The organism is Flammeovirga sp. AWQ4_249 (assembly GCF_056161045.1).
In genome coordinates, this window is the sequence record NZ_JBSWYJ010000029.1 from 35,212 (window position 1) to 51,528 (window position 16,317).

General features: G+C 30.9%; 16 protein-coding genes and 1 riboswitch. Of the genes, 9 read left to right on the forward strand and 7 right to left on the reverse strand.

What is annotated here, in order from left to right:
- Positions 1 to 58: 58 nt before the first annotated feature.
- The 3 genes from ACXAHM_RS18560 to ACXAHM_RS18570 all read left to right on the forward strand — a co-directional run bounded on the left by ACXAHM_RS18560 (position 59) and on the right by ACXAHM_RS18570 (position 2,767).
- A complete protein-coding gene (locus tag ACXAHM_RS18560; protein WP_474962975.1) occupies positions 59 to 706 on the forward strand; it encodes a hypothetical protein in 648 nt (215 codons plus the stop codon).
- 67 nt (positions 707 to 773) lie between these two features.
- Positions 774 to 1,052: a hypothetical protein gene (locus ACXAHM_RS18565; protein ID WP_474962978.1), complete on the forward strand. Its 279-nt coding sequence runs from the start codon at positions 774 to 776 to the stop codon at positions 1,050 to 1,052.
- A gap of 26 nt (positions 1,053 to 1,078) precedes the next feature.
- Positions 1,079 to 2,767: a glycoside hydrolase family 3 protein gene (locus ACXAHM_RS18570; protein ID WP_474962981.1), complete on the forward strand. Its 1,689-nt coding sequence runs from the start codon at positions 1,079 to 1,081 to the stop codon at positions 2,765 to 2,767.
- Between the two features lie 58 nt (positions 2,768 to 2,825).
- Here the strand turns inward: ACXAHM_RS18570 and ACXAHM_RS18575 are convergent, their stop codons facing one another.
- From ACXAHM_RS18575 to ACXAHM_RS18585, 3 genes are all read right to left on the reverse strand, one after another.
- Complete coding sequence (locus ACXAHM_RS18575; RefSeq protein ID WP_474962984.1) at positions 2,826 to 3,530, reverse strand: cytidylate kinase-like family protein; 705 nt, start codon at positions 3,528 to 3,530, stop codon at positions 2,826 to 2,828.
- Positions 3,531 to 3,635: 105 nt separating this feature from the next.
- On the reverse strand, positions 3,636 to 4,271 hold the full coding sequence (locus ACXAHM_RS18580; RefSeq protein ID WP_474962986.1) for a hypothetical protein: 636 nt from the start codon (positions 4,269 to 4,271) through the stop codon (positions 3,636 to 3,638).
- Positions 4,255 to 4,746: an RNA polymerase sigma factor gene (locus ACXAHM_RS18585; RefSeq protein WP_474962988.1), complete on the reverse strand. Its 492-nt coding sequence runs from the start codon at positions 4,744 to 4,746 to the stop codon at positions 4,255 to 4,257. The genes ACXAHM_RS18580 and ACXAHM_RS18585 overlap by 17 nt, the downstream gene beginning before the upstream one ends.
- Positions 4,747 to 4,985: 239 nt before the next feature.
- Here ACXAHM_RS18585 and ACXAHM_RS18590 point away from each other — a divergent pair, with 239 nt between their 5' ends.
- A complete protein-coding gene (locus ACXAHM_RS18590; RefSeq protein WP_474962990.1) occupies positions 4,986 to 6,371 on the forward strand; it encodes a cation:dicarboxylate symporter family transporter in 1,386 nt (461 codons plus the stop codon).
- A 62-nt stretch (positions 6,372 to 6,433) separates the two neighbouring features.
- Here ACXAHM_RS18590 and ACXAHM_RS18595 read toward each other — a convergent pair whose 3' ends face one another.
- Both ACXAHM_RS18595 and ACXAHM_RS18600 read right to left on the reverse strand, forming a co-directional pair.
- A complete protein-coding gene (locus ACXAHM_RS18595) occupies positions 6,434 to 6,598 on the reverse strand; it encodes a hypothetical protein (protein ID WP_474962992.1) in 165 nt (54 codons plus the stop codon).
- Positions 6,599 to 6,610: 12 nt separating this feature from the next.
- Positions 6,611 to 6,862, reverse strand: coding sequence for a hypothetical protein (locus ACXAHM_RS18600; protein WP_474962995.1), 252 nt, complete (start codon positions 6,860 to 6,862; stop codon positions 6,611 to 6,613).
- Positions 6,863 to 6,921: 59 nt separating this feature from the next.
- Positions 6,922 to 7,016, reverse strand: a riboswitch (SAM-I-IV-variant riboswitch).
- A 218-nt stretch (positions 7,017 to 7,234) separates the two neighbouring features.
- Here ACXAHM_RS18600 and ACXAHM_RS18605 point away from each other — a divergent pair.
- Entirely contained in the window at positions 7,235 to 8,944 is a 1,710-nt protein-coding gene (locus ACXAHM_RS18605; protein ID WP_474962997.1) for a hypothetical protein, read from the forward strand.
- A gap of 55 nt (positions 8,945 to 8,999) precedes the next feature.
- Here the strand turns inward: ACXAHM_RS18605 and ACXAHM_RS18610 are convergent, their stop codons facing one another.
- On the reverse strand, positions 9,000 to 9,374 hold the full coding sequence (locus ACXAHM_RS18610; protein ID WP_474963000.1) for a hypothetical protein: 375 nt from the start codon (positions 9,372 to 9,374) through the stop codon (positions 9,000 to 9,002).
- Between the two features lie 214 nt (positions 9,375 to 9,588).
- Entirely contained in the window at positions 9,589 to 11,568 is a 1,980-nt protein-coding gene (locus ACXAHM_RS18615) for a beta-galactosidase (protein WP_474963002.1), read from the reverse strand.
- Between the two features lie 332 nt (positions 11,569 to 11,900).
- Here ACXAHM_RS18615 and ACXAHM_RS18620 point away from each other — a divergent pair, with 332 nt between their 5' ends.
- The 4 genes from ACXAHM_RS18620 (at position 11,901) to ACXAHM_RS18635 (ending at position 16,312) form a co-directional block, all read left to right on the forward strand.
- A complete protein-coding gene (locus ACXAHM_RS18620; RefSeq protein ID WP_474963004.1) occupies positions 11,901 to 12,275 on the forward strand; it encodes a hypothetical protein in 375 nt (124 codons plus the stop codon).
- Positions 12,276 to 12,463: 188 nt separating this feature from the next.
- The gene (locus ACXAHM_RS18625) at positions 12,464 to 13,996 is read left to right on the forward strand and encodes an SUMF1/EgtB/PvdO family nonheme iron enzyme (protein ID WP_474963006.1); all 1,533 of its coding nucleotides are present in this window, start codon (positions 12,464 to 12,466) and stop codon (positions 13,994 to 13,996) included.
- Positions 13,997 to 14,006: 10 nt separating this feature from the next.
- A complete protein-coding gene (locus ACXAHM_RS18630) occupies positions 14,007 to 14,654 on the forward strand; it encodes a T9SS type A sorting domain-containing protein (RefSeq protein ID WP_474963008.1) in 648 nt (215 codons plus the stop codon).
- 224 nt (positions 14,655 to 14,878) lie between these two features.
- Positions 14,879 to 16,312, forward strand: coding sequence for a sulfatase family protein (locus ACXAHM_RS18635; protein ID WP_474963010.1), 1,434 nt, complete (start codon positions 14,879 to 14,881; stop codon positions 16,310 to 16,312).
- The last annotated feature ends 5 nt before the right edge of the window (positions 16,313 to 16,317 follow it).

Genomic DNA, 16,317 nt, shown 5'->3' on the forward strand with positions numbered 1-16,317 from the left:
ATTAGTATGTTTAATACATCATTATTTTTTAAGTTGAAATAGAAATTAAGGAAAATAAATGGTTACATATAAGAAATTTAAAACGGATGAAGAAGCTAAAGAATTAATCTATATTTTGAAGGAAAATGATATAGATTATGATCTAGAAAATTTATTGCCTTCAGCTGATTTAACCTTTAGCGGCCATAATACTTTTGAAGACAAAGTTGCCATTAAATTAGATCCTAATGACTTTCCTAAAGTTGATAAACTTCTTGATACTATAGCTATTGAAACAAGTGAACAACTTGAGGAAGAATACTATTTATATAGTTTCTCTGACCAAGAATTGTTTGATATTATCAGAAATTTCGATGAATGGGGTAAAGTTGATTTTAGTTTAGCCCAGAAGATTTTAAATGAAAGAGGTTATCCTGTTTCGGATGAAGATATACAAGACTTAAAAAGACAAAAAATTGAAAAATTAAAGCAGGAAGAATCTGGGAGTTCATTTTGGATGGCAATGGGAGTAATATTTGCTTTATTTGGAGGACTTTTAGGGATCTTCATTGGGTATTATCATTTCTCATTTCAAAAAACACTTCCTAATGGTGAGAAAGTATACGTATATAAAAAAGAAACACGGACAAAGGGTAAACTTATTTTTTACTTAAGTATCTCCATTTTCCTCATCAATCTCTTTGTATACCTACGTCATCAAATTTAACTCTCTTTATTTTAATTCAAATTTTTGAGAACATAAACTTTAGTATCTTTACAAAAAATAAAGTGAAATGTTGGAGAAAAAGCCATTATTAAGCAAAGGAAAGAGAAAGAAGAAACTTTCTAAAGCTGAAGAATTAAGAGGGGCAAAAGATGTTATTTCAAAAAGATTTGATCATTTAGCCGTTAGACATAAAGATTTAAATCTGAAAGAGAAAATGACTGCTGAGATAAGAAAATACCTTAAGTCTAGACGAGATAAAGGATTTCCTGTTGAAGAAAGAGTTTTAAAGCAGCAAATAGTTCAAATTAAAAGAAAGTTGTTGAAAGAACATCAATTAATAAAATAGCAGTACAATCGCCTAATACAATTAACATGAAAACTCCACCTTTTATTAATCACAAAGATGATTATTGGGTAAATGATATTTTAGGTAATATGACTTTAGATGAAAAAATAGGCCAATTATTTCAAGTGGCAGCTTTTTCAAATAGAGGTCAAAATCATATTGAAAGTTTAAGTGACTTAATAAAGAATTATCATTTAGGTGGACTGACATTTTTTCAAGGAACCGCAGAAAAACAAGTTGAATTAACGAATCATTATCAATCAATAGCAAAGTATCCTTTATTTATTAATATTGATGCCGAATGGGGTTTAGGTATGCGTCTAACAGGGTGTACTACTTTTCCTTACCAAATGGCATTAGGAGCAATTACTGACAATCAATTGATATTTAAAATGGCTCAACAGATTGCTAGAGATTGTCGTAGAATAGGGGTTTCTTCTCCTTTGGCACCCGTAGTTGATGTAAATAACAACCCTAAAAATCCGGTTATTAATTATAGATCTTTTGGAGAGAATAAAGAAAATGTAGCTTTAAAGGGTATAGCTTATATGAAAGGTTTACAATCAGAAAATGTCTTAGATAATGCAAAACATTTCCCAGGACATGGAGATACAAGTGTAGACTCTCATTTATCCTTACCAGTGTTAGAGCATGATACTACGCGATTACAAAATTTAGAGTTATATCCTTTTAAAGCATTAATAAAAGAAGGATTAAGTAGTATAATGACGGCACATCTTTCTATACCAGCATGGGAGAAAGAGGACAATTTACCAGTTACACTCTCCGAAACGGTTTTGTCAGAAATACTTTTTGATGCATTAGATTTTAAAGGATTAGTAATTACAGATGCATTAGATATGCAAGGTATTACCAATTACTTTAATGAGGGAGAAGCTGATTTGAAAGCTATTTTAGCCGGTAATCATATTATAACAAATAGTCAAAGTGTTCCATTAGGTGTTGAGAAAATTAAATTAGCAATTCAAGAAAATAGATGGAGTGAAGAGGCATTAAATCAAGTAGTTAGAATGATTTTATCTATGAAAAAATGGATAGGATTAGATCAAATTCAACCAATAGGTTTAGATAATTTACAGCAAGATCTTCATTCTGAAAATTCACACAACTTAAATAAAGAACTAGCACAAGCCAGTATTACTCAGCTTGGTGATCAATCTTTTGTAACTATAAACAATGATAGACCTATTACTTTTTTACAATTAATAGGAGAAGAAAAAACAATTTCAAATAGAGATAAAGTTGCTCATCATTTAAAAGAAATTAATACCGATAAAAAGGATTTTATTTTTGAAAATTATAAGTCGTACATGACTAATTTTTATCAATGGTATTCTTCGGAAGGAGATAAAAAATTAGAGGATATTTTAAGTGCTATTGCTATAGAAGATGAAGTGATTATTTCTTTACAAGGTGTAAATATTAAGCCTTTTAATCATTTTGATATTCCAGAATATATTCGTAATACATTATTATCGAAAATTATTAATAAGAAGGTGACTTTTCTTCTTTTTGGTAATGCTTATGCTCTTGATGAAATTAAAGATTTAGAAAAAACAGATCATATCTTTATTGCTTATCAAGATGGAGAGTATCAACAAGAAGCGATATTAAATTGTTTAACAGGAAAAAGTAAATCATTGGGTAAACTACCTGTTTCTACTCATTTATTTAAGTCTGGTTCAGGTATATAAATAAGTATGTCCAATCAAAGACTGGACATACTAGTTACAAAAATGTTTAAAATCAGTATCAAACACTTTTGAGCAATTCAAACTCTTTCATTTTTGCGAGAGTGAAAAGTTGATCCGCTAGGGAATCATCTGAGAGTTCATCTCTTTGGATGATCTCATCATAGGTAATAGGAATAGTTTGGGATATAAATTTCAAAAAGTTGTTGCGTTTCTTTGCCTTACGTTTTAATATCTCTTTAGCATAATTTTTTGGGTAATCGTTTTTCTTAGAAAACTGTTGTATTTTGTATTTTTCAGTTGCCTTAATCTTTATTTTTAAACTGTTATGTAAACCTTGAGCGAAGAAACTAGCACCCCTTCCTAAGAAAACAACATTTCCTCTTTCCAAATAGGAGTAAACGACCTTTTTTAAACCCTCCCTCAAATCATCATCCAAGGCATTTCTGTAAATATCTAACCCATACATAATTTGCTCAAAAAAGTTTTTATTCTGCATAGGAACAAACGCATTGATTTTATCTTTTCCTACTTTTAATTCTTTAGATAATTGATGTAAAACGGTTTTATCTACAAGAATCCAAGGTTTTCTAAGTAAGTTAAAACCCACTCTATCTTGGTTTAATTTTAAAACGAGTTGCTCTGCTGCATTGGTTACATTTGTTCCAAAATTTCTAGAAAGTGTAATGATCATTCCATTTGAGTTGGGAACACTTACTTGCCGATCCTCAATATTAATGAGGTAATTATAAATGTCAGGTTCCATAATCTTATTATTTAGCTTTTTATATATGTAAATATTACACTTAAATGACTAAATAAAAGTAATTATGATCATCAAAAAGAGATGATTATTTACATAAGTTTACACTTAAGAGTCCTTCCTCAAAGCTTCCATTTCTTCGATCATATCTTTCAGACGTGTAAATTGAGCACCGTAAACGATATTCATATCTAACTGATATAATTTTTTAGCTCCCATTGAAATAAATAAGGCAATAACTAATGAACCTATTCCCCAATAAATTGGAATAGTAAAGAGAAGTTCATCTGCTTTAAAATTATCAATGATTTGTTCACTTAGAAAGCCTTGCCAAAGAATCAATAATGTACATATAAATATCAAAGGGTAAACAAATCTATATACATTAGTATATCCATTAATAGTTTCGGTAAGCCAATTATTGAATTGTTTAATGTAATGATAACTAGATGCTGTTTTCTCTAATTTTGATAGTTTGTCGAGCTTTAATTTTCCATAGTATGCTACGTATAAAAGTAACAAAGTAATAGTAATTCCAGGAATGTATGCCTTACCTACGATTCCAAATATGGTAGGAATAATTGAAGCTCCTACAATTGCCCACAAGTTTATTTTAAAATCACGAATAAACTTATCTACAAAGTTGATTGATTTCTTTTCATAGAAAGCATTTAGTTTAGGAGCAATAAGTGCATCTTCTTCTATAAATCCTTTTTTCCAGATTGATTCAATTGACTTTTCCATCTAATAATTTTTTTAAGCGTTCTTTAATTCTTTTAATTTTAACCCCAATTGAATTTGGAGTAGCATCAAATGTTTCAGCGATTTCTTTGTAACTTTTCTCTTCCAAATAAAGGAGAATGATTGCTCTATCGATTACAGATAGTTTTCGGATTGCATCGTATAACATGTCGAGATCTTCATTTACGAAAACCTGTGCATCTTCTTGCATATCTTGAGGTAGATAATCTGATGCAAAATTTTGTACATTATTCTTTTTTTTCTTGAGTAATGTTAGACAAACGTTGAGGGCAATTCTATAAACCCAAGTTGACCAATCCGCATTACTTTTAAAGTTCTCTTTACTTCTCCATATTTGTAAACAGACTTCTTGAAAATAATCTTCAAAATCTTCTTGTGTATTTGTATAGGCTCTACAAATTTTGATGATGATACCTGTATGAGGTCGAATGTATGTAGTATAAAAATCACTGCTCACTTTTGTTTTTTATTTTTATTAGTGGCTTAAATTCAAAATTATTACACCTTAGCTTATTTTTTTTTCACTTTTATTAAATAATATTCTTTATACTATTTTTAGATTAAATTGTAAGACTGAGTTGATTACGAAAAATGATATAAAAACTTGTACAAACAAATATTAATTTGATTCTTTATTGATTTATTTTTGAGTATTTTTCATGTTGAATTCAAAAGAATCTAAATTAATAAAATTACATGTTTTTAATTTTAGCATTAGCAGCTTTTATATGTCTTTTAGGCGTATTAAGGTTTATGTCAGATAAAAAAATCAAATTTCATTATCGAAACCTCACTGCTATTGGTTTGGGAATTGTTTTCGGTTGGGGATTATTTGAATTTTTACCAAAAGATACTTTTCATGAATTACAGTATTACATGAAGACTGTCTCTAATGTTTATATCCGCTTCTTAAAGTTAATGATTGTTCCCATCGTCTTTATTAGTATTACAACGACACTAGTAAATCTTAATAAAGAATCAAATATTGGAAATAGAATAGGAAAAGTGATTGGATATTTTGTGACATCAATTACTGGTGCTGCTTCTATTGCATTTATGATGGCTAATGTTTTTGGTTTTTCGACGATTATTGATGCCTCAAAGTTAAATACTGGAAATATTTCGGAGGGATATGCAAATAGAATTGAAAGTATTGGTGATGCTTCTTTGGGAAAAGTTATTTATGGTTTCACCCAAAAAATACCGACCTCTATTTTTCAAGCGTTCTCTGAGAATAATATTATAGGTACATTACTTGTTGCCCTCTTAATTGGTTTGGCTATTCGTCGAATGGAAAAAAGAAAACCAGAAGAAATGGGGCGAATCATTAGTTTATTAGATAGTACTAAGATTATTATCAATAGCATAACAATGACAATCATTAAGTTGACACCTTATGGCGTATTTTCTTTAATGACAATTGCCGTTGCTAAAAATGGACCTACATTATTTGGAGATTTAGCTATCTTCATTGGTGTATCTTATTTAACTATGGCCTTAATTTTTGGTATGCATATGTTAGTTCAGTTATCAGTAGGCAATAATCCGATTAAGCATTTCCAAAATTTATTACCAGCAATAATCACAGGTTTTTCTACTCAATCTTCAGGTGCTTCTTTGCCTGTTACGATCAACTCATTAGTTGAAAGAAATGGAGTAGATTCTGAAACTGCAAATATTGGAGCTTCATTAGGAACTACAATGGGCATGAATGCATGTGGTGCAATGTGGCCTGTATTTATGATCGTTTTGTCTGTAGGAGTTACTAATGCAATGGGAATTCAACCTTTAGAAATTACATCCCCAAGTGTAATTCTTACCATGTTTATTTCAGTGATTATTTCCTCTTTTGGTATTGCAGGCCTTCCAGGTACGGCTTCATTTGCAGCAATTACAGCGATGACAATTATGGGTATCACTCCCGAGGTTATGGGTATAGTTTTGACATTTGTATTATCTGTTGATTCATTAATTGATATGGGAAGAACAGCTACAAATATTTTTGGTGTTTCATCTGCTGCGACCTTTATTTCCAAGAAAGAAGGTTTAATGGATATGGAAGTTTTTGACAAAGCATCATAAAAAGAATATACAAAATGAATTTACCCCTTGATGAACTGATAAAATCATCAAGGGGTATTTTTTTATAAACCTCTAGCATCAATTACATCTTGTAAAGCCGTTAGTAAACTTTGATTATGATGTGAGATTAATGTCTTCGAATCTCTTACTATTTTTAATAATTCTTGATCATTTAATGTAGAGAAATGATCTAAGAATTGAATATATATTTCTTGTGCTAAACTCATGTCTTTGGGATTTTAAAGTGATACAATTTTATCTTCAATTAGCTTTACTTTCCTTTTTATAGAAAGTCTTCCATTTTTTATAATTAAACGATCTTCTTTAAATTTCCGCTTTCGAATTTCTTCATTTAAAGCACTTAAATACAATCCTCTAGGATTACTCCAAAAGGTATTGCCGACTTCTTCGTTGAATGCAGCGATTAGCTCTTCATTCTGTAAATGAGATAGTTGTGTTACTTTCTCTTCGTAATTTTTTGTCAATGTCATTCTGTAAAAGATTATAAAGTGAATAATCAATTAAGGACATCAAGAAAAATGGGGAATTCAGTGGGGTAGGTTTTTGTCTTCCTAAGACCACATCTTTTTCACCACCGTGGATTTAACTCGGTTGGTATCCATTCAAGGATTCTTGATGATACTACAAAGTTAGCTTAATTCTTTAATAAAAAGCAAAATTACATTGATAAAATTAATTATTTAATTCAATTTTTATTGCTTTTAAAAAAATATTACAATTTAAAATACACGGTTATAAATTCATAAAAATAAACATTCTACATACATTGATAACCGTTTTTTGATAGACTTTTGCTCAGGAATACCGTTTTATCTTTTGAACCTAATTCACATCAATTTTTTATGAACAATTTATTTTACAAAATAACATTAGGAATATTTAGCTTATTCTTAATAACTTCTTTTGCAACCACAGACACAGAAGAAGGAATTAATAAAAAGAAGAAATATTCTCAGCCAACACATAATCCATGGTTATCAGCAGATAAAATGGCCACAACACATTTTGATATGGGGCAAACGGATAATTTTGAAGCACCAATTATTGGAGGTGAATTCAATATTGATCCTTTAGACAGTACTCATGTACAAAGAGTAACTGCAGGTCCTGTAAACATTATTACTCTAAAATCAACAAGCAAAGACTTTTGGTGGGCATTATCTACTGATAAAATCTCTTACATAGATGGTAGAAATGGCCAATGGCTAAAAATAGCTGAATATCAATTGCCTAAAGTTGCACCTATTTCAAATGAAAATTTAGATGCTTTATTAAGTAAAAAATATAGTTCTTCAGAAGCTTTAGCAAAAGATTATGATCAACTATGGGCTCCTTCAAAAGAATTAAACCCTACAGTTCGTATGTTGACTGGAAATAGTATTTATGCTTTTGTTGACAAAGATGGTTATTTGTATTTAACAGCCTCAGGATATATTTATAAATTAGCTTTTGATAAAGATAAAGTAACATTGGTAAATAAAATCAATGTAAAAGAAAGAATGGCAGTTCCAGAAGAAATGAAGAAGTTTATAGACTTGAATCAAATTCCTGGAGGTATAACTGGTGCTCAAATTTCTTATGATGGAACTATTATCGTGGGTACCATCTTTGGTTTGATGGCAATTGATAGAGATCTTAAAGAAATAAAAGATAATCTAGCTTTACCAATTGAATCTTTTTATACTTCATATCCTCCTGATAGAAGAGAAACTCCAGAATTTATTTCGAATTCATTTGCCATAGATGAAAATAATGCTGTTTACGTTGCAAGTGGTACAACGATGAACAAAATCGTTTGGAATGGAAAACTATTCTCGATGGAGGCAAAAGATGGTGCATGGTCAGAAAAATACCAAACAGGAGATTTATCTCCAACAATTAAATATGGTACGGGTACGGGGTCAACACCAACATTGATGGGTTTTGGAAAAGATGAAGATAAATTAGTTGTGATCACGGATGGAGAAAATAGAATGCATTTAACAGCATTTTGGAGAGATCGTCAAGATAATGAACAACAATTAGCTGATAAAATTGAAGTGAATTGTGGTTATGGTGATACACCTCCAGCTTTTATTCAATCTGAACAATCTGTTGCTACTTTAGGTTATGGTGCATTTGTTGTGAATAATATTGCTCCGCAGAAAGAAGGTTTAAGAGATTTTGATCCCACTCATAAAGTAAATGATCTAATCTTCAATGTTTTGGCTGTAGGTCCTGTAGTACAAGCAGGAAAAGGTATTGAGCGTTTTGAATGGAACACAAAGACGAACAAATGGAAAAGGGTATGGGCCAATTCTGATATTGCATCGACTAGCATGGTTCCAGCAGTAAGCTCTACTTCAAATGTCGTTTGTATTAATACTTATGACGATGAAAAAGGCTGGCAAGTACTTGGTCTAGATTGGACAACAGGTGAACCTGTTCAAATTGTCAATTTTGGTAAATCATCATTTGGAAATGGAGCCTATGCTTTAATTCAATATGATGAAAATGGCGATTTAATTTTTAATAGTATTGGTGGTTCAATGCGAGTAAGTATAACAGATTAATGCAATTTAATCTAGAAGAAAAGGTCACTTCATTTATAAATGAGTGACCTTTTTTTTAATCAACAATAGTTGGTTGATCTTCTTTTTTATCAAAGTTTTCCTTTTTCGAAGTAAACAAGAAGTTAGTAAAAACATCTAGCGTTGTCGCCATTCTATTAGAGTTTTCAACTGCATGAATAGCTTCAATATTTACTTCAGAATGTTTATTATGTTTCTTTTTCCTTTTCTTTTTTTCCCTTTTTTCTTGTTTAAAAGGTTCATTTTGTTGGGTAGGATGTGTGTACAATGGATCTCCAAGTTTTACATCCAATGTTGCTTTGTCTTTATTTTTTTTGCCAAAAATCATCTCTAATGGATAACCATAATATTGAGCATTGGCTGCAAATGAGACTACAAATAGTGCGAAAAATGTTATTACTGCTTTTTTCATTTATAAATAATAATTGTAGTGTAGCTTACTTTTTATGTTGCTATTAATAGTACAACTATCGTATAGTTTACACTACTTACAGAAGAGTATTTATTTCATAAAAAGCATATTTTGATAGTACTTAGTTACATCTTATAAATATTTAATGTTTTTAAAAATAAAAAGGGTTGATATCGTTTATTATATCAACCCTAGCATGTTCTTAATATAGAGACTAGATGGATTTTCCTTTTTTCTTATTGTAAAGAGATTTAGACGTTTTTTTCATAGCTTCTGTAAGAGGTTGATGAATTTGATCGGTAATATCTACAACGCCAATTCTATAATTCTCTCCATCTTTTCTACCTGTCACAGGCTGATCTGACCACTGAAACCAATGTGCACCCACTAAATTAGGATGAGCAACAACTTCCCTCATATACGTTTCATATAATTGACCTTGATGTTCTCCAGATATCGCATATTTAAGACCATCACCCCATACACCATGTTCATTTACACCAAAATGAAATTCACCTATTAGAATCGGTTTATCTTCCTTGTATAATGGCTTAAAACTTAGTACATCATACTCGTAGATATTATAGCTTACCACATCGCAGTGTTTTGCAGCTGCATTTTGAATAGTGGCGTTTTTATTTTTTACATTTCCATGAATTCTACTTCCTAAGTATAAATGTCCAGGCATAATATCATGAACAGCTTCCGCACAAGTAGCATAATATCTATCCGCTAATTGTTGCGTAAATTCTGTTAGGTCTTCTTTTACAGTTGAATTTAATTTTTTAACGTTATTAAGTTTAGCGTTATCAAATGAAGTAAATTCTTTGTTCCAAGCCTTATTCAAACCTTTAATTGTATCGTATTTCTTTTTTAAGAAAGAAACGAAAGCTTTTCTTGCAGGAACATTTTTCGATTCATTAAAAATAGCAAATGAAAGTTCTTCTGGAGTAGTACCCCAATGGATTTCATTATTGACAAATATCCCAAGATTCCACTCATCTCCATTGTATTTTTTGGCAGCCATATTTATCCTTGAACGAACAGATTGTTCAAAATTATCAGCATATGGATCTGGAACTTTTGTCATTTTACCAAAATTTGTTGTTGGTGGATGAACGATGATCGTGTAAGGGATTTTTTGTTCTCTTTCGATACTAGACCAAGCTCCGTAAGTATTTATATTCCATTGTTTTAATCTACCTAATGATATTTTTTTATGAATCGCTTTCCAGTCCTTACCATATTTACGAACAAGGTTTCTTTCATAATGATTAATGAAATTATTTTTATCCGTATAAAGGGCTTCAATTTCCTTATCTTCAGTAAATAAAAACGCACGATTATTAGTTGGAGAACCAGAACCTTGTCCTACTCCAGTGATACCCATTGAAATAAATAACTTACCTTCTGGATCCACGAAATACCATTTTCCTTTATATTTTTTAGTATAGAAATGACCCGTTTTTTCAAACGTAGGACCATTTTTCCAACCACCAAATTTATTGTATTCAGGATTTGTAAAATCTGCACCTATAAATTGTTTTTGATCAGCTTTACCTTGCTCTTCTAACTGAGTTGTAGAGGTTAACTTTCCTTCCCATTCTTCACTATTCAATTGTCCCATTTTATCTACTAACGGTAGAGGCAAGTCATAATTTTGATGTTGGTCGAAAGTGTATTCTCCAATTCCTTGAGGTGCTTTGATAGAAAATTGTCTATTATCCTTTGAATTGATTAATAAACTAAACTCCTTTATCGTACTATTATCAAATGCTGTCCAATGTGGATGCATGTTGTAAGGATACATAAAAACAGCACCTAGGTGTTTTTTCCAATCCTCAGAAACTAATTTTTTGGAACGCATTAAAATTACTTGCGTAAGGACACTATCTTTTGGTGCAATAGTATATCGACAAGTATGTTTTTTATAATTCACAGTACCTTTCACGATGAGCGTAACATCTAACGGTTTTTTAGATGAATTATATACCCACATCCCAGCGTTATCGTAAGCTGTTAAATCCATTGGGTTATTATTATATCGAATTCTGATTCCTTGCTTATCAGCAGATGACAATTGAACTTTAGTCCAATCAGAAGAGGATACTTTTGAAGGATTTAGATTGTCAAAATTTTGTGCTAGAACAGAGTTAGATAAAAGTAAAAAAATAGCACACAGTAATTTATTCATTTCTTTTTTCATAAGTTTATCACGTTTTCTCAAAACTAATACTATTTTGCTATATATCGACATACTCTAATTTACTTTTAGTAGTATTATTTTGATGACTTAATATTTTCAATTCTAGTTTCTTTGTACAATAAGTACTATTTTGATCTGAATAAATGTTTTTTTTACTATTATTGATAAATGTGTTTAATATCAATTTTAGATATATAATATTTGGATATACAAAATTGAAACACATACTTCATTTATTGGTTTGAAATGAAATGATTTTTTAATAAATGGAGTGGAAGGTATTCCTTCAATAATTTTTTAATGATTAAAATTAAACTGTGATGAAACTAAAGAATTTATTATTCTCTTTCGCTTTTTTATTTGTAGCTCAATTTGCAATGGCACAAGATGAAGTTCCACCAGCGACACAATGGGCAATGGATAGTTCTCAAGAATTTGCTGATTTTGTAGCAAAAGAATGGGGTTTGAATGAAGAAAAAACAGCAAAATTATACGAAATACGTTTAGAGTTTTCTAGATATTCTTCATACTATAGTGGTCTTAAAAAGCAAGGAAAGATTACTCAACAAGAGTTTAATCAAAAAATGACACCTCACCGTCAAAAGCAAACAAAAGAAGCAACAAAATTGACGAAAAAAGACTGGAAAGAATTTAATGCAATTACGACTAAATTTTGGAAACAAAAAGAGATGTAATATTTCTTTTTTATGATAAATAGTTCTTATAAAAGACGATGTCAAGTTAATTGATATCGTCTTTTTTTATATACATATAACATTGCAAATAATGTAAATTATCTCCTACTATGTGTCAAAATAGTGGTCCTTTACTCAATAATATTTCTCTACTTTTATAATACTAACAACTTTTAATATGAAATGCTATGAAACAAATAACTACTCTGAAAGGATTAGTATTAATGCTACTTTTTCAGCTTTTACTTTTTAATGATATCAAACTCTATGCAAATGATTTATCCATTTCAAATGTTCAAATCGGAACAATTGATAAGTCAAATAAAACAGTGAATATAGAATTTACGGTAAGTTGGAAAAACTCATGGAGATTGACTTCAAGTGCACCAAATAATTGGGATGCAGCATGGGTTTTTATAAAATACCAAGAACAAGATACTGATGTATGGAATCATGCATCGATAGAACTTTCAGGCAATGAAGTATATGATGCAAATACCGGAGCTTTTCCTAATCCTACTATTTCCGTTAGGGATGATAGAGGAATTGGATTTGGTATCGGTGCTATGATTCATAGTGATGGAACAGCAGATTTAAATAATGAGGAAGTGACTTATGATGCAATTGTAAAATGGAATTATGGTCAAGATGGTGTTTCGGATAATAACTTATTTGAAATTAGAGTTTTTGGGATCGAAATGGTATACATCAATGAAGGGAAGTATTTTTTGGGTTCTGGTGGAAATGAATCTTCACATTTTTATGATGCTTCAACTTCTAATGACCCTTACCTTGTTGAATCTGAAATGCAAATTGAAGTAAACAATACAGATGGCTTATATTATAATGTTTTTCCATCTCAAGTGGAAACAAGAGGTGATCAAGGAGGTCCAATAACTTCTTCTTTTCCTAAAGGATTTCAAGCAATTTATTGTATGAAATATGAATTAATGCATGGTGCCTATATTGATTTTTTAAATTCACTTTCTGATCCTTACAAACAACAAGCAAGAGCAGCTACAACATCCACAAAAAGACATTCTACTAATGGGGCGCCAAATAGTGGTTATACAACAGAAACACCTTATAGAGCTTATAATTTTTTAGCTTGGGCCGACCTTTCTGCTTATTTGGATTGGGCGGGATTAAGACCAATGACAGAATTAGAATTCGAAAAAATTTGCCGTGGTCCAAATACAGATTTAGCTCTAATTGTCAATAATGATTATGCTTGGGGAACCACGGATATATATGCAGTTGACTATGTATTAAAAAATGATGATGGAGGAAAATATGGTTCAGTTACTGATTCTACAAACAGTGGAAATGCTAATTACTATAAAGAATTAATAGATAGATCCAATGATATGGGTCCATACAGATCAGGAATTTTTGCAACAGCAATCAGTACCCGATTGACTTCAGGAGCAACGTATTATGGTGTGATGCAAATGTCCGATAATGTAAGAGAATGGGTGATATCTATTGGTAATGCTGAAGGAAGAGCTTACACTGGAATTCATGGTGATGGAGAACTTATTAATGGTTTGGCAGATGAATTTTTCTGGCCAGATAGTGTGGGTACTGGTACTGGAACACGAGGTGGTAGTTTTTGGGATAAAAGTAACCTATTACGTGTATCTGACAGAGTAGCTGCTGCCAATGCATTGAAAGGACAACACGGTCATTATGGAGGAAGAGGAGTAAGAAACGCTGATTAATTTTAATGCTATGAAAAAGATTATTTTATTATTACCGATTTTATTATTTACAAACTTTTCTCTTCATGCACAATATGTTGGAGGAGAAGGAGGTGGATCAACTATAGTAGATCAAGTAGGTTTTGCTTCATTAGATTTACCTGTGAACTTGATTTCGTTTAATGCTCAATTAGAAGAAAACAAAGTATTGCTAAAATGGGAAACCGCTTCAGAGCAAAATAATGACTACTTTATGATTGAATATTCAAGTAATAAAAGAGAATGGGAAAACATTGGAAAAGTTGAAGGTTCAGGTAATTCCAATACTATATTACGATACAATTTTACGGATGATAAATTAAGGAATAAAGAGAATTACTACCGTTTAAAACAAGTTGATTTTGATGGTCAATTCGAGTATTCAACTATTATTAGAGTAAACTCAAGTAAGATTGAATCTACATTATTAGCTTATCCAAATCCTGTTATCACTTCGCTAACAGTATCTGCTGATGTAGACGAATTAGAAACATTACAACTTTTTAATTCTAATGGTCAGGAAATTAAATTAGGTAAGTCGGAAGGTAGTTCTTTCTACATTTATGATTTTACGGTTTTAGAAAAAGGACTCTATATTTTAAAGTCAAAAAAGGCTACTTATAAAATCCTTAAAGATTAAGAATTTAAATAAATGTAATTACAATTTTCAACAAAAAACCACGCTTAATTTTGAGTGTGGTTTTTTGCTAATAACTTTTTACAATTGACACTAATCAAGCTTTGATTAACATTATATTGACCTTGAACTACTAATAATTGATTTTGATAAGTAAAAATTTGGGTAATATATGTATGATTGTGTAATTAGTGATTAATTGTAAAACGAACATCTTATTTTTTGAAATGAAATATTTTTACTTTTTGATGACTACCCTTTTAATGCTATGTTTTTGGGCATTCCGGAGTACATCTACCTCAGAAAAAACAAAGGGAAAACCTAACGTTATTGTAATTCTTGCGGACGATTTAGGCAACAATGATGTTGGTTTCAATGGAAGTAAAGAAATACCTACTCCAAATATAGATCGTATTGCAAATGAAGGAGCAAAATTCACAAATGGATATGTGACTTATTCTGTTTGTGGTCCCTCTCGTGCAGGTCTAATCACTGGTAGATATCAAGATAGATTTGGTTCTGGAAGAAATCCACTTTGGGCGCCTAATGATATTACACAAGGACTAAGTCTTGAAGAAGAGACAATGGCTACAGTTTTAAAACGTGAAGGTTATAAAACAATGGCTTTGGGTAAATGGCATTTAGGGGCTCACAAAGCCTTAAGACCATTAAAAAGAGGTTTTGATGAATTCTATGGTTTCTTGACAGGAGGACACAATTACTTCCCTGAATTATTGGACGTTTCTGATATATCGAAAATCACAAGTCAATACCATCCTTACAGAACAAAGTTATTACACAACGATACAAGAGTAGAGGAGAAAGAATACATCACTGATGGTTTATCAAGAGAAGCAGCAAAGTTTATTGAAAATAATTCAGAAGAACCATTTTTCATGTATTTAGCTTATAATGCTCCACATTCACCTTTACAAGCCACTCAGAAATATTTAGATCGTTTTCCGAATATGGAAGAAGGCAAGAGAAAGACCTATTGTGCTATGGTTTCTGCTTTAGATGATGGTGTAGGAAGAGTATTGAATATGTTAGATGAAAAGGGAATTGCTGAAAATACAATTGTCGTTTTTCTTTCAGATAATGGTGGAAAATACAAATGGGGAGGTAATAATGGTGAATTGAGAGGTGAAAAAGGAACAATCTTCGAAGGAGGAAATAGAGTGCCTTTTGCTATTCGTTGGCCAAATAAAATAAAGAAAGGAACAGTCTATAATGAGATGATCAGTTCTCTTGATATTATGGCAACAGCGGTAGCCTATGCAGATGCGCACCCCAAAAATAAATTGGATGGTGTAAATATTATTCCATTTGTAAATGGTGAACAAAAGGGAGTTCCTCACGAAACATTGACTTGGAGAATGTTTGATTCAAATCAATATGCAGTGCGTAAAGGAAACATAAAGTTTATCTCACAAACAAACAAAAAGAGTGGTGCTTCTAATGTTCAATATTATGATTTAGTAGTAGATCACGCTGAGGAAAAGAATTTAAAAAATGAGCTTTCGCAAAAAGAGAAGAAAGCACTACAACAAGAATATGACAACTGGGTGAAACAGATGATTGATCCAACTTACCTTGGTTTAAATCAAGGTAAGAAATACGATGCTCAACATCCAGATCGATATAAAACAGAAGTATACTAGACTTA